We start from the raw sequence: 19,240 nt of genomic DNA, 5'->3' as shown, positions 1-19,240 counted from the left end.
CGCCGGTGAACAGACACGGGACGGTATGTCGAGCGAAGATCTCACAGCTCCCCTGGGAATGGGAAAACGGCGGCTGGTCAGGCTGCCGTTCGGTCTGATCGGTGCGGGCATCCTGAGCGTGGTCGTCACGACCACGCTTATCTGGGTCGCAGTGGTGGACGATCCGGTCGGCGGTGAACCCGTGGCGGTTCTGCCGCTGGATGCGGTGGTCGAGGGGGTGACATCCCAGGACATCGAGGTCGTGGAGATCCGTCCGGGTATCGGGGACGACCTCGGCCCCAATCTGCGGCCCGAAACAAGCAACGACCTGCTCGGACCCCGGTATGAAATGGTCATGCGGCCGGACGGCCTGGGGCCGGAAGCCCCTGTGACCGGTCTGTCCGTCAATCCGGATACCAGGGTGAGCGAGCGCTCGGAACTCGGCTTCCTGCCGAAGATCAGCGAGGCCGGTGTGCGGCCGCTCGATGCCTACTCCCGGCCGATCTTGCGCGAATTTACCTCCATTCCGAAGATTGCCGTTATCGTGACCGGGCTGGGATTGAGCGAAACGGGAACCCGCAACGCCATCGGCAGCCTGCCCTCCGATGTGACCTTCGCCCTGGCTCCCTACGGCGAGGAGCTTGACCTGTACATGAAGCAGGCCCGGATGGAAGGTCACGAACTGCTGCTGCAGCTGCCGCTCGAACCCTTCGACTTTCCGGACAATGATCCCGGCCCCCACACACTTCTCGTCAGCCTCAAGCCGGACAAGATGGTCGACAGGCTGATCTACCTGCTGACCCGCGCGACCAACTATGTCGGCGTCATCAACGAAATGGGCGCCCGCTTCACGTCCACGAAGCCCTCCGTGCAGTTCCTGATGGAAAAGCTGAAGGGACGCGGATTGATGTTTGTCGACAACGGAACCTCCTCGCGCAGCATCGCCGCGGAAGTCGCCGAGGAAACACGTCTTCCCTTCAGTGGTGTCGATGTGGTGCTGGACGAGGTGCCGCGGGAGGACGACATCGACGCCAAGCTGTTGCAGCTCGAAAGCATAGCGCGCGCGCGCGGCGTTGCCGTCGCGGCGGGCTCGGCCCTTCCGGTGACCGTGCGCCAGCTTGAAAAATGGACGCGCGACCTTGAGCAACGCGGCCTGCAGCTTGTGCCGGTCAGCGCGACCATTGACAGATAGTCTTCCGGCTCCGCGGCCGGACTCGTCTGGGGCCGCTGGCGGATTTCAGGTTATTCGATTTTCAGATAGGTGCATGCGTGACGAAGCTTGAACTTGGACCGGGGTTTCCCGAACCGGAAGGGGGGCTTCCCTACCGCCCCTGTGTCGGCATCATGCTGATAAATTCGGACGGCAAGGTGTGGATCGGCAGCCGTGACGACGGTTCCGGCTCTGCTGCGTACGAATATGCCTGGCAGATGCCGCAGGGCGGCATCGACAGGGGCGAAACGCCGGAACATGCCGCACGCAGGGAGCTTTACGAGGAAACGTCGATCAGATCCGTGACCTTGCTGGAAGAGGCGCCCGAGTGGTTTGCCTATGACTATCCGCCGGACGTCGTCCAGGCGTCCCGCAAGGGAAAATACCGCGGTCAGGCGCAGCGCTGGCTGGCGTATCGCTTCGACGGCTCGGACGACGAGATCGACATTCTGACGCCTCCCGACGGACATGCGGCCGAATTCGGCGCCTGGCGCTGGGAAGACGCAAAGCGATTGCCGGGACTGATCGTTCCGTTCAAGCGCCCGGTCTACGAGCGGGTTATCGCGGCCTTTTCGCATCTGACCGCATGAGCCGCAGTCTCAGCCTGAGGTGATGGACGGCCAGGGGCTGCCGCGCGGTCGCTGATGGCGGTACCGGTCTCCCGGAGCGCAATGCCGGGAAACCGGTGTCAGGCGCCCGGACCCTTGCCCGGGCCTTCCCGTCAGTTCGCCTCGATCTTCACATTGAGAAGATCCGGCAGCAGCTGGGGCGTTGCCATGCTGCCGAGGATCTGTGTCATCGGCACCGGCTTTTCCGGCTTCAGTGTCACCCTGAATTCCTTCGGGTTTTCCAGGAACGTCGAGGCTGCCTCGCTGACCATCTGCGTGAAGGCCTCGTTGCCGATCATCGCTGTCGCTCCGGCGGCCTGGGCCACCAGCGCCTCGCGGAAGACATTTTCCGGGATACCCTGCTGGCCGGCGACATGGGCAAGCCCCTTGGTGGTCAGTCCGTCATCCGTGTAGACCACGGACGCATCGACGAATTGCGCGACGATGGCCGCCATCTGTCCCTGGCCTTCGGGATCCTCGAACAGGGTCTTGGGCACATTGGCGAACCGCGCGGAGGCTTCGGCCCTGCCCAGCCCCTTGAGGTCCAGCATGAGGCGCTCCAGACGCAGCTCCAGCGTCGCCTCGTCCCAGTAAAGGCGCGTCTCGTCCGACCACTCGAGCGTCTCCAGGCCGAGCGCCTGAAGAAGCGCCCTGGCGTCAGCGTCCTCGATGGTGCCGACGGGCACCTGAATGCCGTCATTCTTGACATAGACGCTGGTGGGCACGGGAGGAACGGAGGTGGACAGGGCCATCTCCGCCTTGCCGATCAGGGTCCGGCCGATGTCCGGCGCATTCACCTCCAGCCCTTCGACCTCGTAGCCGAAGGAGCGTGGCAGAAAGGCGCGGGCCACCTCGAGCGGATTGCCTTCGCCGAACTCCGGATCGGCCATCAGCGTGGCGATCATGGCCCGCATGGGGGGGAAGTCGGCAAACTCGATATCGCCGATCGCCGCCCAGTCGAGCTTCACCGAGCCGCCTTCCCCGAACTCCGGCACATCGAGGCCGACAACCAGCATCTCGCCGATCCCTTCGGAACTGATGTCGGTCATGGCCATTTCCCGGATGGCAAGATCGACGCTGCGATCCGAAGTGGGGGCGGGAACATTGACGGCAATTCCGCTGATTCTCGCATCGGCGACGGCAAAGGAGCGGTAGAACTGAAAGATGCCGGCGATGATCTCTTCCGGAGCGGGAACCTTCTTGTTCAGCAGCCCGTCGATCATCCGCAGCAGGCTGTTCTCCTGCTTGACGACCGTGATGTCCCGGATCGATCCGCTCTCGACAGAGGCCTTGAGCGCCGTGCCGCCGGGCAGTTCCTGCGTACTTTCGTAATCGACCATGGAGCCGGAGCCGATGAGGGTCTGTTTCTCACCCGTCACCGGGATGTCCGGATCGAACAGGTCGATGAGGATGCCGATATCGATATCCTGATAGACGGTCTTGCCCTGCCGCGTCGTCTGGCGCTGCATCCGGCCCGTGGCCGCATCGAGCGTGCGCAGGTCCTGGGTCAGGAGATCGACCGAATATTCCCCGATCCGCCCGTCCTCCGAATTCGCCATGCGATAGCCGTCCAGCTCGATTGTACCGGAAAAGACCAGCTTCTCCTCGCCGTTGTCGCTCGCATGCCCCTCCAGGGTCAGCCCCGCGCTGTCGGTGCGGACCTCGTCAAAGGACGTCAGAAAGAGAGCCTGCAGGAAGGGGATCCAGCGGCTGACCGGATGATCCGGGTCGGCCGCCGGAATTTGCGGCTGGGTGAAGCTGTAACCGGAGGCGGAGATACCCGCCAGCCTGCCTTCGATCTTCAGGCGGCCCTCGTTCTCGATCGATCCTGTCACCAGAAGTTTCGTGTCATCGGACTGTGTCCAGCTGCCGGTCTCGAATTCGCCATCCTCGTGCAGCAGTCCGGTTATGGTGAGGGAGCCGCTGGACAGGGAAATGGCATAGGCCAGATCCCGAGGTTGCGCGGGAACGGCTTCCGTCGCCCCGTCCTGTCCGGAGATGTCCGTTTCCCTGGGCGGAAGGCCCTCGATGATCCCGCTGAAGATGAATTCCGGCCGTGTGACGGTCAGGGTGTCACTGCCCTCGTCATAGTCGACAGCACCGGTTTCGATCTCCACGCCAAGCTTTTGAAGGCCTTTGACATAGGCGTCGAACGCTGCGGTCCCCGTGTCCTGCGCGAAGGCGGCTCCGGAAGCCAGGACCAGCGCGCCGCACAGGGCGGGAAACCGGACAGACGCAATCGCCGGCTTGGGCCGGGAAGAGGATTCAGGCAGAGAAAACAATGTTGTGGCTCCAGAAAGGATCGTCGGAAACGGCCGGATGCGTCGCGGCCGCGCCCGATTAAGGGGGGCGTTTTCGGCCATTCGATGACTATGGCCCATTCTCATGACAACGTCGACTCGCTCTGCACTGCTGCCGCCACGATGTTTCAGCCCTCAGTGGGGGTGTGGCGCCAGCCATTCCCGGCGGACCGATTCATCGGTTTCCCCGGCGACTTCCGCCGCCTTGAGCGCAAGGACGGAATGGTCGGGGACCAGCCGGCGGAAGGCCCACACCGCCGCGCCCCTGACCACCGGATCGGCATCCTTCAGCAGGGGCCGGATCCTGTCCGCAAGGGCGGGTTGCCCGGAATTGCCGGCCGCGATCAGAACGTTGCGCAGGAACCGGCCGCGCCCGATGCGCTTGACCGGCGAGCCGGAGAAAAGCCTGCGGAAGGCGGCGTCGTCCAGAACCAGCAGATCCTCCAGCCGCGGGTTTTTCAGATCTTCCCGGGCAATCAGCTTGGCTTCGCGCGCGGCGGAGGCGAACTTGTTCCACGGGCAGGCGGCAAGGCAGTCGTCGCAGCCGTAAATCCTGTTGCCGATCGCCTCGCGGAATTCCGCCGGTATCGGGCCTGGGTGCTCGATGGTGAGATAGGAAATGCAGCGGCGGGCGTCGAGCTGATAGGGCGCGGGAAAGGCGTCCGTCGGGCAGCTGTCGAGACAGGCCCGGCACGAGCCGCAATGGTCCTTTTCCGCGCCGCTGGCCGGCAGGTCGAGCGTGGTGAAAATCGCGCCGAGAAAGAACCAGGAGCCCAGTTGCCGCGAGACCAGATTGGTGTGCTTGCCCTGCCAGCCGAGCCCGGCGGCCTGCCCGAGCGGCTTTTCCATCACCGGGGCGGTGTCGACGAAGACCTTCACGTCGCCGCCGGCCCGTGACACCAGGAAACTCGCAAGTTCCTTCAGGCGTCCCTTGACCACGTCGTGATAATCCCGGTTGCGGGCATAGACCGAAATGCCGCCGGTGCTCCGGTCCTGAAGATGGGCGAGCGGATGGTTTTCCGGAGCGTCGTCCGGCCCGTAGGTCATGGCCAGCATGATGACCGATTTCACCTCCGGCCACAGGCGCGCCGGTGCGCTGCGCCGGTCGGCGGTTTCCGCCATCCAGGCCATGGTGCCATGGAAGCCGTTGTCCAGATAGCGGCGCAGACGGTCCCCGGCCTCCGGGATGGCGTCGGCCGGCGCGACCCGGACGCCGTCGAAGCCGAGGCCGGATGCCCTCTCGGCAAAGGCGGTCAGAAGGGTGCTGGTTTTTTTGTCCAAGACTGACTGCTGCGCATGTTGGGGCGAAGGGGCGGTTTGCCCGGTCCTCTGCCGACCCTAGGGCCGGTCGGCCTAAAAATCCAGATCGGCGTAGGTGGGGGAGGGCGGCATGCCCAGCACCTTCTCGCCCAGCAGGGGACGCATGCTGGGGCGGGATTTTACCCGGGCGTACCAGCTTCTGATGTCTTCCTCGTCACTCCAGGACACTTCCCCCAGATAATCGGCGCAGGACAGGCAGGCGGCGAGGGCGAAATCGGCGAAGGACAGCCGATCCCCGGCCAGCCAGCGGCGGGCGGCGACGAGATAGGCGAAATATTTCAGGTGATGGTGAATGTTGGCCCGGGCGACCCGGAGCGCGGCGGAATCCGGTTCGCCGCCGCCGACGGATTTCGGCATGATCTGCTTGTAGATGCGCTCGCGCACCAGGTGGCCGACCACTTCCTGATCGAACTTCGTGAGGCTCCACTCCACCAGCCGCCGCGTTTCCGCACGGGCGTCCGGGTGATCGGGCATCAGCCGCTTGTCGGCGACCGCATAGCCGCGGGTCTCGTCGAGATATTCCATGATCGGGCCCGGACCGCAGATCGCCGGACCTTCGTTTTCCACCATGACGGGAACCGTGCCGGCCGCATTCAGCATCAGGAGCTGCTGGGTGCGCTCCCACGGATTGACGTGATGCTCCTCGAACGCCGCTCCGTATTCACTCAGGATGAGTCGCACGAACCGGGACGACGGCGAGAAAGGATGATGGTAAAGCGTGAGCATTTAGGGGTTTAGAGCCTGAACTGTGGCGAGACTAGGGTGGCCGGGCATTAATCTGGCCGCAATGGGGCCGCAGCCGCGGCGTGCGGGAAAACGCCTGCGGGCCTCGCCTGTCATCACAGGGCGGGCGGCCCCACGATAGACCCGTGCCGCACATGTCTCGCGGCTTTCTTTCGCGCTGGTCGGCGCCATTGCAGTCCTGCCTGTGAAACCCGGTCATTCGCCGGATGGGAACAACGTATTATTGGTGAGTTTGACTCACATATGGTTATCAAGGGTTTGACGGCCCGCGATTGCACCGTCAAATAGGCGCCATCCGGATTCGCGAGGCATAGCGGACCGGAGGGCATTTCATCAAGCCGTTTGGAGAATCGATACACAATGGACGGTCAGACGATTGTACACGCTCTTATTCTGGGGATTGTCGAAGGGCTGACCGAGTTCATCCCGGTTTCTTCCACCGGCCATATCCTGCTGCTGGGTCATTTTCTGGGGTTCGAAAGCACGGGCAAGACCTTCGAGGTGCTGATCCAGCTCGGCGCGATTCTGGCGATCCTGTCGGTGTATTTCGGCCGGCTTTGGTCCCTGTTCATCACCCTGCCGAGCGATCCCACCAGCCGCCGCTTCGTCGCCGGCATCCTGCTTGCCTTTCTGCCCGCCGCGGTGATTGGCGTGCTGGCGCATGGTTTCATCAAGGAAGTCCTGTTCGAAAGCCCGGCGCTGATCTGTTCCACCCTGCTGATCGGCGGCATCATTCTTCTGTGGATCGACCGGCTGCCCCTGAAGCCGCGCTACACCAACGTCATGGACTACCCGCTGTCTCTGTGCCTGACGATCGGCTTCTTCCAGTGTCTTGCCATGGTGCCGGGCGTCTCGCGCTCCGGTGCGACCATTGCCGGGGCGCTCCTGATGGGAACCGACAAGCGCTCGGCGGCGGAATTCTCGTTCTTTCTGGCCATGCCCACCATGGCGGGCGCCTTCGCCTACGATCTGTTCAAGAACCGCAACGTGCTGTCGATGAACGACGCGATGATCATCGCCATCGGCTTCGTCGCGTCCTTCGTGGCCGCCGTCTTCGTCGTCAAGGGACTGCTCGACTTCGTCTCCCGGCACGGCTTTGCGCCGTTTGCCTGGTGGCGCATCTTCGTCGGCCTTGCCGGCTTCGCCGGGCTGTATTTTTTCGGCTGAGCGCGTTGGCCGGCGGCCCGCATGTGCCGCACCATTCCTATATAATGAGCTCGTTTGCTCATGCAGATGCGCAGGTTTGCGGATCAGCGCGCATATCAACTCTGACGCGTTGACCTCATGCCGACCGCTCCAGCGGCGGCCCGCCGCCGCCGTAAAGCGCCGTCAGTTCCACCAGTTCCCGCGCCAGAGCCTGCCGCAACCCGTCCGGTCCGATCAGTTCCGCACCCGGGCCGAGCCAACGGACCAGCGGCAGGATGCGCGCCCGTTCCGTGGAGGGAATGCTGATCAGGACCCTGCCGTCCTCAGCCGGGGTGAACACCGCGTGACGGTAATACCAGTCGGCGCCGAGTTTCTGCGCCTGGCGGGCCGTGATCAGGATCCTGGCGATCTCCTCTTCCTGTTCCCAGCGGCGCATGGCCCGCGAAAGCCAGGTCCCGCCAAGCAGGCTCTGGATGGAAAAATCCTTGTCAGGCCGGAAGAACAGGCCGCTGATTTCAAGGCCGCGCACCCGGTCGGCCCGGTAGACCTTGACGATATCCGTGTCCACGCAGCGCCCGGCCAGATACCAGTGATCCCGGTCGAACATCACCCCGCGCGGTTCCACGTCATGGGCCTTCACGGTCTTGCGCGACGGGTTCACATGCTCGAAGCGCACGCGCTTGCCGTCCAGGATGCCGGTCATGAAGCCGTCCAGCCCCTTCTGCCAGTCCCCGCTCGGCTCCGCCTTGGTGCCGGAATGGAAGATGTCCGCCGGGATCGGCTCGATGCCGACAATCCGCTCGGCATCCTTGAACAGCCCGTGAACGCTTTTCGGCAGGGAGGCGAGCAGCTTGCGTTCCGCCGCGGCCAGATCCGCCGCCAGCGGCACCATCCGGCTGGCCCGCACCATGGCCATGGCGGCCAGCAGTGCCGCGGTCTCGTTGCGGGTCAGGGCGACGGGCGGCTGCAGGTAGCCGCTGGCCAGCCTGTAGCCCCCTTCCGCGCCCCGTTCCGCGTCCACGGGAACCCCGAGGGCGATCAGCCGGTCGATGTCGCGGTAGATGGTGCGCAGCGACACCTGGAAGCGCTCCGCCAGCACCGTCGCCGGAATGAGTTTGCCGCCTGTCAGAAGCAGCAGGATGCCGAGCGCGCGTTCAATCGGGTTCATCGGATGGCCCCACGGGAAAGAATCTCGAAAAAAAGCTTATCCCGGGAACATAACGAGATCAAACCTGACTCCCTGCTGTCAGGATTGCCCTGTCATTGTTCTTTTGTCCCTGGAAACCGGGACCGGGCCGCCCCTGCGGTGCCCGTCTTCATCGGGTTTCCGTGAAGGCGGATGCGTCGGCCGGAATGAACAAGTGAGAGCCTCCGGGTCGGGCCGGATTGCTCCGGGAGAAGTGAGATGAGCATTGAGATCGAAACTGTATTCCGCCGCCGCGCGCGCAGCCGCAGTCTGCTGGTGTCTGCCCTTGGTGTATTGGCCGCTGAACTGCGGCGCTATTTCCGCCGCAGGGCCACTGCCAGGGCTCTGTCTCACCTGACGGAGGATGACCTGAGGGACATCGGCCTGGTCCGCACGGAGTTCGGCTACCGCGAGCTGCATCACGACCGGTTCGGTGCCGATTACTGGGACAGGTGACCGGGGGGCGATGTCTCCTGAGCGCGCAAAGGTTCCGGATCACGTCCGGGACGGCGAAGGACAACGAGAGTTGAACGTGACCGGCACACAGTACCGTCCCTCCAGCTGCGCCGCTCCACCCCGGCCCCCGAGCCGGAGCCACGCAGGGGCTGCATTCGGCTCGCGGCGCCGGTCCCGGATCAGGTCCGGCTGGGGCGAGAGTCGCAATGCCATGCGCCGCGCGTCAGGCGGTGCGATGGGCGTCGTACTGGCCGTGTTCGCGGTAGTGCTCCAGATAGGTCGGCAGAATGGCGGCCAGGGTCGCCGGGGCGATACCCATGCCTTCCAGGGTGCGCCCGTCCACCCTTGCTGCTTCGGAGACGATATTGTCGGATTTCAGCAGCTCCACCTGGTCGGCGGTAAACGGCGCCATCGGGAACATCTGCAACACCTTGCCGATGGCGGAGGCGACCGGGAAGGGGATCGGCAGCAGAATGCGGTTGCGGCGGGTGACTTCCAGCATGTCCTCAAGGCACGCGCGGAAGCTCTTGACCTCCGGCCCGCCGAGTTCATGGACCGTGCCGGGCGTCAGTTCCCCGTCGACAGCGTGCGCAACCGCCTCGGCCACGTCGCACACATAGACCGGCTGGAACTTCGTCTCGCCGCCGCCGATCAGCGGCAGCACCGGCGAAAAGCGCGCCATGCTTGCGAACTTGTTGAAGAAACTGTCTTCCGGACCGAATACGACCGACGGGCGCATGACGATGCTGCCGGGCAGGGTTTCCAGAACACCCGCCTCGCCGACCGCCTTGGAGCGGGCATAGGCCGACGAACTGTCCGCATCCGCGCCGATGGCGGAGATATGCGTGATGCCGGAAAGCCCCGCCGCGCGGGCGGCCTCGGCAATGGCGCGGGGTCCGAAGGCCTGCACCGCGTCGAAGCTCTGCTTGCCGCTGGGGGCCAGGATGCCGACCGCGTTGACCACCGCGTCGGCGCCGATGACCGCCCGGTCGACCGACCAGCGGTAGCGCAGATTCGCCTGCACAGGCATGATCTGTCCCGGCATGCCGAGCGGTTGCAGGTGCGTCGCCAGATCCGGCCGCCGGACGGCGGCGCGCACGCGGTAGCCGCGCTTGGCGAGGGCCTGGACGATATGGCGGCCGAGAAAGCCGGAGCCGCCGAAAACCGTGACGAGTTTGCCGTTAAGGGAAGTGGACATCCTGAAATGCCTTCTGTCGCGTCGAATAAGGAACGGTCATGCCCCGGGATTTTCCCGGGTCTTCCACAGTCTCTTAGCCCTTTGTGCCCGGTGTGTGAAGGGCTGGCCATGTCCTTGGCGTCAAAGAACGAAAAAAGTCGCATTCCCCGATTGACAACCCCCAACCTCCCCCTTACAAGCCCCCCTCACAGCCCAGGTGGCGGAATTGGTAGACGCGCTAGCTTCAGGTGCTAGTGCTCGCAAGGGCGTGGAGGTTCGAGTCCTCTCCTGGGCACCAAACGCCGGTTTCGGACGGACTGCCAAAGTCCGAAACACTCAAAAAAGCTCCGGTTCGCCGGGGCTTTTTTTGTTTGTGGTTGGGAGCCGGGGAAAGACGTCAGGATTGACGGGCTCGGCGCCGGGCAGCCGTGAATGGTTTTCTGTGTTGAATTCCCGCACCTGATGGCATTTAAAGGATCTTAAGAATACGCATGCGGCCCGGCATTGCAGGGGCCGCGCATTCGGCCGGCCGCGTGCCGGTCATGACCAGGCAGGGGGGGCGTCATGAGTCAAACCGGAAATGTCGCCGCGACGCTCGATCCGCCGCCAGCATCCTGGACATCGCCGGGACAGAGCGACAGCTTTGCCACCGCCGGTTTGATTACGCTGCTTCTGGTCCTGTTTCTGGTTGTCTATCTTTACGCCGTTTTCGACAGATTCGCCGCTGGCCGGGGCGAGGTCACGCCCTTGCGAACGACCATCCCGACTATGCTGACCGTTGGTCTTGCCTACGACCTGATTCCACCGCTTGCGGACGTCAGTCTTCTTCTGCCCCTGACCCTGATTGTCGCGGCACTGGCGCTCGATATCACATTGTGGATGAAGCCCAGGGCTCCGGTGGTGGAGTGCTTGCCGGAGGAGCATCCTGCGGAAGAGCGCCAGAGCGAAAAGCAGACGGTGGATAAACCCCGGAAGGAAGAGCGTCCGGCACCGGAGCGGCAGACGGAGGAAAGCCCGAATCAGGCGCTCCGCGGCGATGACGCTTTGGCGGCGGAGGGCCCGGCGAATGATTGAGCTGCTCATTACCTGCTTCCCCCTGCTTCTGCGCATTGCCTATCTGCGCTTCCGCAAGCGGCCCGTCACCCTCTACAACGTGCACCGTGCCCTCTTCGTCTGGATCGTGCTGTTCATCGCGCTCATCTTCACCGTGGAATATTATCATCCGGACACCCGCGACGCCCTTATCCCCTACCGCATAGTCCCCGTCGTGACCGAGCAGGGGGGAACGGTCACCCATGTGGCTGTACGGGCCGGACAGACGGTCAAGCCTGAGGATCTGCTGTTCACCGTTGAGGATTCGAGCGAGACAGCCGCCGTCGCCTCCGCACAGGCCGGGGTCGAGGAGGTGAAGAGCCAGCTCGAGGTTGCCAAGGCGAAAGTGACGGAAGCCAAACATCAGCTCGATGAAGCCAAGGCGGTCCTGAGCGATGCAAACCTGACTTTGAAAAACCAGGAAAAGTTGCGGGACACGAAGTCGCCTGCCTATTCGCTGGACAAATACCTGCGGGCGAAGTCTGCCCAGGAGGCCCAGGCGGCGGAAGTGGCCGCGCAGCAAAGCAATGTGACCACCTTGCAGCTGAATGCGGATCGCGTCTTGCCGTCCCGCTTGACGGAGGCCCGCGCAAGGCTGAACGAGGCACAGGTCACTCTGGATAAAACCCGCGTTCATTCGTCCGTGGCCGGACGAATCGAACAGCTCACCCTGCATGTGGGCGACAGGGCCGGGCAATTCGTCGCCAGTCCTGCCATGGTCATCGTCCCCGAGCGGGCCGCCGACGACCCGCCGGAGATCATCGGCGGATTCAGCCAGACCAACAGCGCCGTCCTGCACGTGGGCATGCCTGCCGAGGTGGCCTGCGAGAGCAACATCAACAACGGCATGAAAGACACGGTGCTTGCCGCCCGGGTCACGCGCATCCAGGATGTCATTTCCACGGGCCAGATTGCCCCGAAGGGCTACCTTCTGCAGCCATCGGAACAGGTGAGAACCGGCGACCTGGTCGTGCATGTGAAACTTGAATATCCCGAACAGCAGAAATTGCTGATCGAAGGCAGCAGATGCCTGGTGCAGGTCTATACGACGCGCATTTCAGGATCTCTGGCCGGCACCTTCATGGGAGGTGTCATCGAGGCATGGGCCCTGGAAAAGGCCCTCATCATGCGCATGAAGGTCTGGGCGATGCTGTTCGTGGGAACCGGTCTGGGCGGAGGCGACTGAGGTCTGCGGCATGTGGTTCTGACCGGCAACGCGGGTCATCCCCGGCGAGCGCGGCGCGACCGGGATCCAATCGTTTGCAGAGCGTTTGATTGAGGCAATGCCGTTGCCGGGATGGGCGGGACTCAATCGGCCCGGCGGCAATTGGTGAGGTGGATTGGATTCCCGGTCAAGCCGGGGATGACCACCGGGGTGACCAGGGCCATTGACGACGCCTGGGCTTGCGTCTGCCGGAGGAAAACGGCGCGGACACCCGGAAGATGCGAAGAGGCGCGATCCATAGGGACGGCACGCGGCAAAGGAGCGCGCTGAGTTCAGCGGAGGGCGCAGTGGATGACGAGGCGCGGCCGCTCACTTCGTGGGTCATCCCCGGCAAGCGCAGCGCGACCGGGGATCCAATCGTTTGCAGAGCGTTTGATTGAGGCAATGCCGTTGCCGGGATGAGAGGGGCACACTCGGCCCGGCGGCAAGCGGTGAGGTGGATTGGATCCCCGGTCAAGCCGGGGATGACCACCTCGGGGGAGGAGAGTGGGAGCAAACCGAGAGGCTGCATGGTATCGCCCAGGCTGGAGGCACGGAGACGCCTCCTCCCCGGCAGTCATCCCCGGCAAGCGCAGCACGACCGGGGATCCATTGGTTTCCAGAGACGGGGATGTGGAGACCGGCGTTGCGGCACGTTCGGGCACTCTCCGGCCCTGCGGCAAGTGGTGAGGTGGATTGGATCCCCGGTCAAGCCGGGGATGACCACCTCGGGGGGAGAGTGGGAGCGAACCGAGAGGCTGCATGGTATCGCCAGGCTGGACGCACAGCGACGCCTCCTCCCCCGCCCCCGGCAGTCATCCCCGGCAAGCGCAGCGCGACCGGGGATCCAATCGTTTGCAGAGCGTTTGATTGAGGCAATGCGGTTGCCGGGATGGGCGGGGCTCACTCGGTCCGGCGGCAAGTGGTGAGGTGGACTGGAACCCCGGTCAAGCCGGGGATGACCATGTGAATCGGTAACGGTTGCCTGTCATGGCCGAGCGCGGCAGGCGGAGAGAGGGGGCGTTGGGCGCGGTTGTCCTCTCCCGCCAGCCTCACCCCTCCGACCACAATCTCCCCATGTCGAAGCCGTTCACATCCTTCAGCAGGTCGATGAAGCCACGGGCGGCGTGGTCCAGGGACTGGCGGCCCTTGTCGGCGGTGGCCAGGGAGGCGTTGCCGATGGCGCCGGCAGGGTTGATGTCCTGGGCCTTCCAGCCGAACTGATGCGGGCCGTGGGCGCGCAGGTGGGTGAAGTCTTGCGCGAAGCCGTGCTGGTTGGAGCGGAAGTCCGCGGCCTGCTCCATGCGCACCAGCTCCGGGTGGAGATGCAGCATGATCGAGGTCTCGACGTCGCCGCCATGAATGCCGAAGGTGAGTTCCTCGTCGGAAAAGACGCCCTCGGGTTGGCCAAAGCGGGCCCAGGCGGTGCCCGTGGCCAGCATGGCGTGCCGGACGCGCAATTCGCGCGTGACGATGTCGATCAGGGGCACGTTGCCGCCGTGGGAATTGACGATCACCAGCTTGCGGATGCCGGCGCGCCTCACGCTCTCACCGATTTCCAGCCAGGCCTTGACGGCCGTCTCCCAGGTCAGGGTCAGGGTGCCGGGCGAGGAGATGTGTTCGTTGGATTTGCCCACCGCCTGCACCGGCAGGAAGGTTGCCGGAAGATCCTCCGGCAGCAGCTCCACGACGCGGCGGATCTGGCCGGTGGCGATGGCCGTATCGGTGGCGACCGGCAGATGGGGGCCGTGCTGCTCGATGGCCGCGACCGGCAGCACCGCGATCCAGGTTTCCACGCCGGGGCCGGCAAAATCGGTCGTCGTCATTTCATGCCAATAGGGTTTCGGCAGCATCGGGAAGTCCTTCGGGTGATCGGTGGGGTGGCAGAGGGCAGGCGCGAGGGGACGGGCGGCTCATTCGGCCGCGGCGATGACCTCCACCTCGACGACGAATTCCTCGCGCGCGAAACCGGAGACGATCATCAGCGTGGAGGCCGGCGGCGGATCGGAAATGTAACTGTCGCGCACCTTCATGTAGCCGGCAAGATGGGCGCGGCCGCTCACATAGGCGTTGATGCGCACCACGTCGGCCAGGGTCATGCCCGCGTCCTTCAGGATGGCGGCGATATTGTCGAAACACAGCCGCGTCTGGCCTTCCGCGTCCGCGGGGACCGTGTCATCGGCCGCGATGCCCAGCTGGCCGGAGGCGAAGAGCAGCCGGTGGCCCGGCGGAACCTCGATGGCATGGCTGTAGCGGGCGAAGGGAGGGCGAATACCGCCGGGTGTGTGGGCGCGTGTCAATGTACATATTCCTGTCGTGAAAGGGCGCTAGCCTCAGGGTGTTCCGGGCAAACCTATCGCGCGCTTCCGGTTCGGGCAATTTCCCCGTCTGCGTATTTTGAATGCGTTTGCCAAAATTTCAAGCATGTCTATTTTTTATGCTGACACGATCCTCCTCCTGTGCAATTGTTTCCCTGCTAGCGGCGCCCGGCGACGCTGGTGAAGATTCTGGCGGGCCGAAGGATCATACCTGGCCCGTTTTATTGCCTGTTCCGCTCCCAGGGCCTTATCAAGGCACAGCGGCAGAGCATTCGGCCCGTTGCGGGCGGACTGACCTGCGCGGTGTACGACGAGATAGGGGAAGGCGGTTACATGACACTTTCACGGAAAATCGGAATTACGGCGGTTGCGCTTGTGGCATCCACGAGTGCCCATGCCCTGGAAAAGGTCACCTTCGGTACGAACTGGGTCGCCCAGGCCGAGCATGGCGGCTATTATCAGGCCGTTGCGGACGGCACCTATGAGGCCTGCGGCCTCGAGGTGGAAATCAAGCCCGGCGGCCCGCAGGCCAACAACCGTATCCTGCTGCCGGCCGGCAAGATCGACTTCCTGATGGGCGGCAACATGCTGCAGGCCTTCTCCGCCGTGGAGCAGGGCATCCCGACCCTGGTGGTCGCCGCGCATTTCCAGAAGGAACCGCAGATCCTGATGACCCATCCGGGTGAGGGTCTGGACACCTGGGACAGCCTCAAGGGCATCAACCTGCTGCTCGGCAAGGGCGGACTGAATTCCTTCTACCAGTGGATGAAGGCGGAATTCGGCTTCACCGACGAGCAGGTCCGTCCCTACACCTTCAACTCCGCACCGTTCCTGGCCGACAAGCGCATCGCCCAGCAGGGCTATGTCACGTCGGAGCCTTACGCTATCGAGACCGAAGGCGGCTTCACTCCGAACATCTTCCTGATCGCCGACTACGGCTACAACACCTATTCCACCACCGTGGAAACGCGCGCCGAGCTGGTCGAGACCAAGCCGGAAGTGGTCAAGTGCTTCGTGGAAGGGTCGGCCATCGGCTGGGTGAACTTCCTCTATGGCGACAATTCCAAGGCCCTTGAGATGATCAAGAAGGACAATCCGGGCATGTCCGACGGCCAGCTGGCCTTCTCCATCGAAAAGCTCAAGGAATACGGCATCGTCGACAGCGGCGACTCGCTGACCATGGGCATCGGCGCGATGACGGACGAGCGCAACAAGTCCTTCTTCGAAAAGATGGTCAAGGCCGGTGTCGTCAACCCGGATGTCGATTACACCAAGTCCTACACGCTGGAATTCGTGAACAAGGGCGTCGGTATCGACCTGAAGAAAAAACTCACAGGCAACTAGGCTCGGAACCGCTTCGTGTCGGCCGCAGGACATGCGACCATGGCCGGATTGCGGATCCCCGTAATGCGATTCCCGGAAACGCACTGAATGACGGCCATGGTACAAACGAAGAAACTGCATGATCCGGCGGCAAGCCAGGCGGTCGTGTCCCTGAAGGGCATCTCCAAGACCTTCTCGAACGGCACGGTCGCACTCAACAACATGTCACTGGATATCCGTCAGGGGGAGTTCGTCTCCCTGCTCGGCCCCTCGGGCTGCGGCAAGTCGACGGCGCTCAGGATCGTCACCGGCCTCACCGGGCCGAGCACCGGGCGGGTGGAATGGCCCCAGGAAACGGCGGACGGCTCGGAGCACGAGCTCTCCTTCGTTTTCCAGGAGCCGACCCTGATGCCCTGGGCGACTGTCTTTGCCAATGTCTGGCTGCCGCTGCGCCTCAAGGGCATCTCGAAGGGCGCCGCCCATGACCGGGTCATGGAAGCGCTGGAGATGGTCGGCCTGGCGCAATTCGCCAAAAGCTACCCGCGCGAACTGTCCGGCGGCATGAAGATGCGCGTCTCCATCGCGCGGGCACTGGTCACCAAGCCGAAGCTGCTGCTGATGGACGAGCCTTTCGCGGCGCTCGACGAGATCACCCGCTTCAAGCTGAACAACGATCTGCTGCACCTGTGGGAGACTTTCGGCTGGACGGTCGTCTTCGTCACCCATTCGGTGTTCGAATCCGTCTATCTGTCGAACCGCATCGTCGTCATGGCGGCCCGCCCCGGGCGGGTGGTCAACGACATGCCCATCGACGCGCCCTATCCGCGCGACGAGAGCTTCCGCACCTCCACCGTCTACAGCGGTTTCTGCCGCGAGGTTTCGCAGGCCCTGCACGGGGCAATGGGCGCGGGAGACCACATGTGATGCACACCGCCCGCGCTGGCTACCGCAAAAGGGAAAAGTCATGACCGTCGCGCTGACCGGCAAGGCCGATCCGGCCGGAGAAACAGCTGCCGCGCCGCTTGACGCGGAAGAACTCAAACGCGTCCGCGCCGCCAGGATCGAGTCCGTCGGCAGATGGGTCATCCCCATCGTCATCGTCGTCGTGTCGGTCTGGCTGTGGGACAGGATCTGCACCTGGAACGAAATTCCCCATTACATCCTGCCCAAACCCGCCCTCGTGTTCCAGACGCTGCTCGCCGACTGGCCGATCCTGTCCGTGGCCCTGCTCAATACGCTGAAGATCACCTTCGGCGCGCTGTTCGTCGCCACCGCCGGCGGCCTCGGCCTGGCGGTGCTGTTCACCCAGTCGAAATGGATCGAGATTTCCTTCTTTCCCTTCGCCGTCATCCTCCAGGTCACGCCGATCATCGCCATCGCGCCGCTGATCCTGATCTATGTGGATTCCCTGTCCGCCAGCCTGCTGATCTGCGCCTGGATCGTGGCCTTCTTCCCGATCCTGTCCAACACGGTTCTGGGTCTCAACTCGGCCGATCACAATCTGCGCAACCTTTTCCAGCTCTACGGTGCCAGCCGCTGGCAGACCCTGCGCTATCTGCGCCTTCCGGCCGCCATGCCCTATTTTCTTGCCGGTCTGAAGATCGCCGGCGGCCTGTCGCTCATCGGCGCGATCGTTGCCGAATTCGTCGCCGGCTCGGCGGGGTCCGGTTCGGGCCTGGCCAACCAGATCCTGGAATCCAGCTACCGGCTCAACATGCCGCGCATGTTCGCCGCCCTCCTGATGATCTCCGTCACCGGTATCCTCATCTTCCTGACCATGAACCTGCTGGCGCATCTGATCCTGAGAAAGTGGCACGAAAGCGCCCTGAAGCGGGAGGTCTGAATGGGCCGCATCCTGACGGCCGGTCTGCATGGATCCGGCTACCTGAAAAACGCGACGATTCCCGCCTGCCTCATTGCGGGACAGGACGGGCCGGCCGTGCAGGACCCCGGCGACCTGATCGCCGCCGACCTGGAAATCGCGGACGGAAAACTGGTGCGCATCCTGCCTGCCGGCACTCCGGCAGGCCTGCACGGCGTGTTCGATCTCGATGGCGGGCTGGTCCTGCCGACGCTGGTCGACCTGCACACCCATCTCGACAAGGGGCACATCTGGCCGCGCAAGGCCAATCCGGACGGCACGTTCCAGGGCGCTCTCCAGGCCGTCGGCGACGACAGGACCGCCAACTGGACGGCGCAGGACCTGCGCGCCCGTATGGAATTCGCGCTCAAATCCGCCTATGCCCATGGAACCTCGGCCATCCGTACTCATCTCGACAGCCTGCCGCCGCAGGATGCGGTCACCTGGCCTCTGTTCGAGGAGATCCGCGACGAATGGGCCGGCCGCATCGATCTTCAGGGCGTATGTCTCTTCGGCATCGACCGTCTGATGGAGGACGGCCGCAGTTATCTCGAATGCATCGCCGACCGGGTCGCGACCGCCGGCGGCGTTCTGGGCGCGGTCACCTATATGGTGCCCGGTCTCGACCGGCTTCTGGAAGCGGTCTTCCGCGCGGCGATGGAGCGCGGTCTTGATGTCGATTTCCATGTCGACGAAACCTTGGATCCGGCCGCCGTCAGCCTGCGCCATATCGCCGAAACCGCCATCCGCACCGGGTTCCAGGGACGGATCGTCTGCGGCCACTGCTGCTCCCTGTCGGTTCATGACGAGGCCGAGGCAGCCAAAACGCTGGACCTTGTCGCCAGGGCAGGGATCGCCATCGTCTCCCTTCCCATGTGCAACATGTATCTGCAGGACAGGCAGGCGGGGCGCACGCCGCGCCGGCGGGGTGTCACGCTGCTGCACGAGATGCGCGCGCGCGGCATTCCGGTGGCGGTCGCCTCCGACAACACCCGCGATCCCTTCTATGCCTATGGCGATCTGGATCTTGTCGAGGTCTATACCCAGGCCACCCGCATCCTGCATCTGGATCATCCGATCGCGGACTGGATCGGCACGGTGACCGGGGTCCCGGCGGATATCATGAATGTACCGCACGGACGGCTGCGCCCGGGGGCGCCTGCCGATCTGGTCCTCTTCCGGGCGCGCGACTGGAACGAGCTGCTCTCGAGGCCCTGTGGCCCGCGCGAGGTTGTCCGCGCCGGTTACAGCATCGACAGCACCTTGCCCGACTACCGCGAGCTCGATCCCCTGATGCAGCAAAGGCAAGTCTGACC

At 64.1% G+C, this 19,240-nt stretch carries 17 protein-coding genes and 1 tRNA gene; 11 read left to right on the top strand and 7 right to left on the bottom strand.

The annotated features are described in order from the left end of the window. The first annotated feature begins 25 nt into the window (after positions 1-25). Both DCO57_RS16110 and DCO57_RS16105 read left to right on the top strand, forming a co-directional pair. Complete coding sequence (locus tag DCO57_RS16110; protein WP_208977984.1) at positions 26-1,171, top strand: divergent polysaccharide deacetylase family protein; 1,146 nt, start codon at positions 26-28, stop codon at positions 1,169-1,171. 77 nt (positions 1,172-1,248) lie between these two features. Beyond that, entirely contained in the window at positions 1,249-1,779 is a 531-nt protein-coding gene (locus tag DCO57_RS16105; RefSeq protein WP_116699931.1) for an RNA pyrophosphohydrolase, read from the top strand. 131 nt (positions 1,780-1,910) lie between these two features. Here DCO57_RS16105 and DCO57_RS16100 read toward each other — a convergent pair whose 3' ends face one another. The 3 genes from DCO57_RS16100 to DCO57_RS16090 all read right to left on the bottom strand — a co-directional run bounded on the left by DCO57_RS16100 (position 1,911) and on the right by DCO57_RS16090 (position 6,143). Next, a complete protein-coding gene (locus tag DCO57_RS16100; protein ID WP_208977983.1) occupies positions 1,911-4,079 on the bottom strand; it encodes a hypothetical protein in 2,169 nt (722 codons plus the stop codon). A 153-nt stretch (positions 4,080-4,232) separates the two neighbouring features. After that, entirely contained in the window at positions 4,233-5,378 is a 1,146-nt protein-coding gene (queG, locus tag DCO57_RS16095; protein ID WP_116699930.1) for a tRNA epoxyqueuosine(34) reductase QueG, read from the bottom strand. Between the two features lie 72 nt (positions 5,379-5,450). Beyond that, complete coding sequence (locus DCO57_RS16090; protein WP_116699929.1) at positions 5,451-6,143, bottom strand: glutathione S-transferase family protein; 693 nt, start codon at positions 6,141-6,143, stop codon at positions 5,451-5,453. A gap of 378 nt (positions 6,144-6,521) precedes the next feature. Between DCO57_RS16090 and DCO57_RS16085 the strand changes: the two genes are divergently transcribed. Continuing rightward, positions 6,522-7,328 (top strand): undecaprenyl-diphosphate phosphatase, encoded by an 807-nt coding sequence (locus DCO57_RS16085; RefSeq protein WP_116699928.1) that lies wholly within the window; start codon positions 6,522-6,524, stop codon positions 7,326-7,328. 115 nt (positions 7,329-7,443) lie between these two features. Here DCO57_RS16085 and DCO57_RS16080 read toward each other — a convergent pair whose 3' ends face one another. After that, on the bottom strand, positions 7,444-8,475 hold the full coding sequence (locus DCO57_RS16080; RefSeq protein ID WP_116699927.1) for a WYL domain-containing protein: 1,032 nt from the start codon (positions 8,473-8,475) through the stop codon (positions 7,444-7,446). A gap of 237 nt (positions 8,476-8,712) precedes the next feature. On the opposite strand from DCO57_RS16080, the gene DCO57_RS16075 reads away from it, so the two are divergent. Further along, complete coding sequence (locus DCO57_RS16075; protein WP_116699926.1) at positions 8,713-8,949, top strand: DUF1127 domain-containing protein; 237 nt, start codon at positions 8,713-8,715, stop codon at positions 8,947-8,949. 223 nt (positions 8,950-9,172) lie between these two features. Here the strand turns inward: DCO57_RS16075 and DCO57_RS16070 are convergent, their stop codons facing one another. Continuing rightward, positions 9,173-10,147 (bottom strand): complex I NDUFA9 subunit family protein, encoded by a 975-nt coding sequence (locus DCO57_RS16070; protein WP_116699925.1) that lies wholly within the window; start codon positions 10,145-10,147, stop codon positions 9,173-9,175. A gap of 190 nt (positions 10,148-10,337) precedes the next feature. Here DCO57_RS16070 and DCO57_RS16065 point away from each other — a divergent pair. The 3 genes from DCO57_RS16065 (at position 10,338) to DCO57_RS16055 (ending at position 12,404) form a co-directional block, all read left to right on the top strand. Next, positions 10,338-10,424, top strand: a tRNA-Leu gene (locus tag DCO57_RS16065). Positions 10,425-10,690: 266 nt separating this feature from the next. Then, positions 10,691-11,200 (top strand): hypothetical protein, encoded by a 510-nt coding sequence (locus DCO57_RS16060; protein ID WP_116699924.1) that lies wholly within the window; start codon positions 10,691-10,693, stop codon positions 11,198-11,200. Continuing rightward, positions 11,193-12,404: a biotin/lipoyl-binding protein gene (locus DCO57_RS16055; RefSeq protein ID WP_165814756.1), complete on the top strand. Its 1,212-nt coding sequence runs from the start codon at positions 11,193-11,195 to the stop codon at positions 12,402-12,404. The genes DCO57_RS16060 and DCO57_RS16055 overlap by 8 nt, the downstream gene beginning before the upstream one ends. Before the next feature lie 1,070 nt (positions 12,405-13,474). Here the strand turns inward: DCO57_RS16055 and DCO57_RS16050 are convergent. Both DCO57_RS16050 and DCO57_RS16045 read right to left on the bottom strand, forming a co-directional pair. Then, positions 13,475-14,275: a creatininase family protein gene (locus tag DCO57_RS16050; protein WP_116699922.1), complete on the bottom strand. Its 801-nt coding sequence runs from the start codon at positions 14,273-14,275 to the stop codon at positions 13,475-13,477. A gap of 60 nt (positions 14,276-14,335) precedes the next feature. Then, positions 14,336-14,722, bottom strand: coding sequence for a RidA family protein (locus DCO57_RS16045; protein ID WP_116699921.1), 387 nt, complete (start codon positions 14,720-14,722; stop codon positions 14,336-14,338). A 351-nt stretch (positions 14,723-15,073) separates the two neighbouring features. Between DCO57_RS16045 and DCO57_RS16040 the strand changes: the two genes are divergently transcribed. From DCO57_RS16040 to DCO57_RS16025, 4 genes are all read left to right on the top strand, one after another. Then, the gene (locus DCO57_RS16040) at positions 15,074-16,084 is read left to right on the top strand and encodes an ABC transporter substrate-binding protein (RefSeq protein ID WP_116699920.1); all 1,011 of its coding nucleotides are present in this window, start codon (positions 15,074-15,076) and stop codon (positions 16,082-16,084) included. Between the two features lie 96 nt (positions 16,085-16,180). Then, entirely contained in the window at positions 16,181-16,987 is an 807-nt protein-coding gene (locus tag DCO57_RS16035) for an ABC transporter ATP-binding protein (protein WP_116699951.1), read from the top strand. Positions 16,988-17,027: 40 nt separating this feature from the next. Beyond that, entirely contained in the window at positions 17,028-17,906 is an 879-nt protein-coding gene (locus DCO57_RS16030) for an ABC transporter permease (RefSeq protein WP_116699919.1), read from the top strand. After that, positions 17,907-19,238, top strand: a complete 1,332-nt coding sequence (locus DCO57_RS16025) for a cytosine deaminase (RefSeq protein ID WP_116699918.1) — start codon at positions 17,907-17,909, stop codon at positions 19,236-19,238. Positions 19,239-19,240: the final 2 nt, after the last annotated feature.

It is taken from the genome of Labrenzia sp. 011 (assembly GCF_003075075.1).
Taxonomy (GTDB): domain Bacteria; phylum Pseudomonadota; class Alphaproteobacteria; order Rhizobiales; family Stappiaceae; genus Roseibium.
Note: the sequence above shows the minus strand (reverse complement) of the source record. Positions and strands in the feature narration are given on the sequence as shown.

What these genes read in the sequence shown, in the direction of transcription:
- DCO57_RS16085 (WP_116699928.1), top strand. Translation starts at nt 6,522, where the DNA reads ATGGACGGTCAGACGATTGTACACGCTCTTATTCTGGGGATTGTCGAA.
- DCO57_RS16075 (WP_116699926.1), top strand. Translation starts at nt 8,713, where the DNA reads ATGAGCATTGAGATCGAAACTGTATTCCGCCGCCGCGCGCGCAGCCGC.
- DCO57_RS16055 (WP_165814756.1), top strand. Translation starts at nt 11,193, where the DNA reads ATGATTGAGCTGCTCATTACCTGCTTCCCCCTGCTTCTGCGCATTGCC.
- DCO57_RS16050 (WP_116699922.1), bottom strand. Translation starts at nt 14,275, where the DNA reads ATGCTGCCGAAACCCTATTGGCATGAAATGACGACGACCGATTTTGCC.
- DCO57_RS16040 (WP_116699920.1), top strand. Translation starts at nt 15,074, where the DNA reads ATGACACTTTCACGGAAAATCGGAATTACGGCGGTTGCGCTTGTGGCA.
- DCO57_RS16035 (WP_116699951.1), top strand. Translation starts at nt 16,181, where the DNA reads ATGGTACAAACGAAGAAACTGCATGATCCGGCGGCAAGCCAGGCGGTC.
- DCO57_RS16025 (WP_116699918.1), top strand. Translation starts at nt 17,907, where the DNA reads ATGGGCCGCATCCTGACGGCCGGTCTGCATGGATCCGGCTACCTGAAA.
- DCO57_RS16070 (WP_116699925.1), bottom strand. Translation starts at nt 10,147, where the DNA reads ATGTCCACTTCCCTTAACGGCAAACTCGTCACGGTTTTCGGCGGCTCC.
- DCO57_RS16090 (WP_116699929.1), bottom strand. Translation starts at nt 6,143, where the DNA reads ATGCTCACGCTTTACCATCATCCTTTCTCGCCGTCGTCCCGGTTCGTG.
- DCO57_RS16060 (WP_116699924.1), top strand. Translation starts at nt 10,691, where the DNA reads ATGAGTCAAACCGGAAATGTCGCCGCGACGCTCGATCCGCCGCCAGCA.
- DCO57_RS16030 (WP_116699919.1), top strand. Translation starts at nt 17,028, where the DNA reads ATGACCGTCGCGCTGACCGGCAAGGCCGATCCGGCCGGAGAAACAGCT.
- DCO57_RS16080 (WP_116699927.1), bottom strand. Translation starts at nt 8,475, where the DNA reads ATGAACCCGATTGAACGCGCGCTCGGCATCCTGCTGCTTCTGACAGGC.
- DCO57_RS16110 (WP_208977984.1), top strand. Translation starts at nt 26, where the DNA reads ATGTCGAGCGAAGATCTCACAGCTCCCCTGGGAATGGGAAAACGGCGG.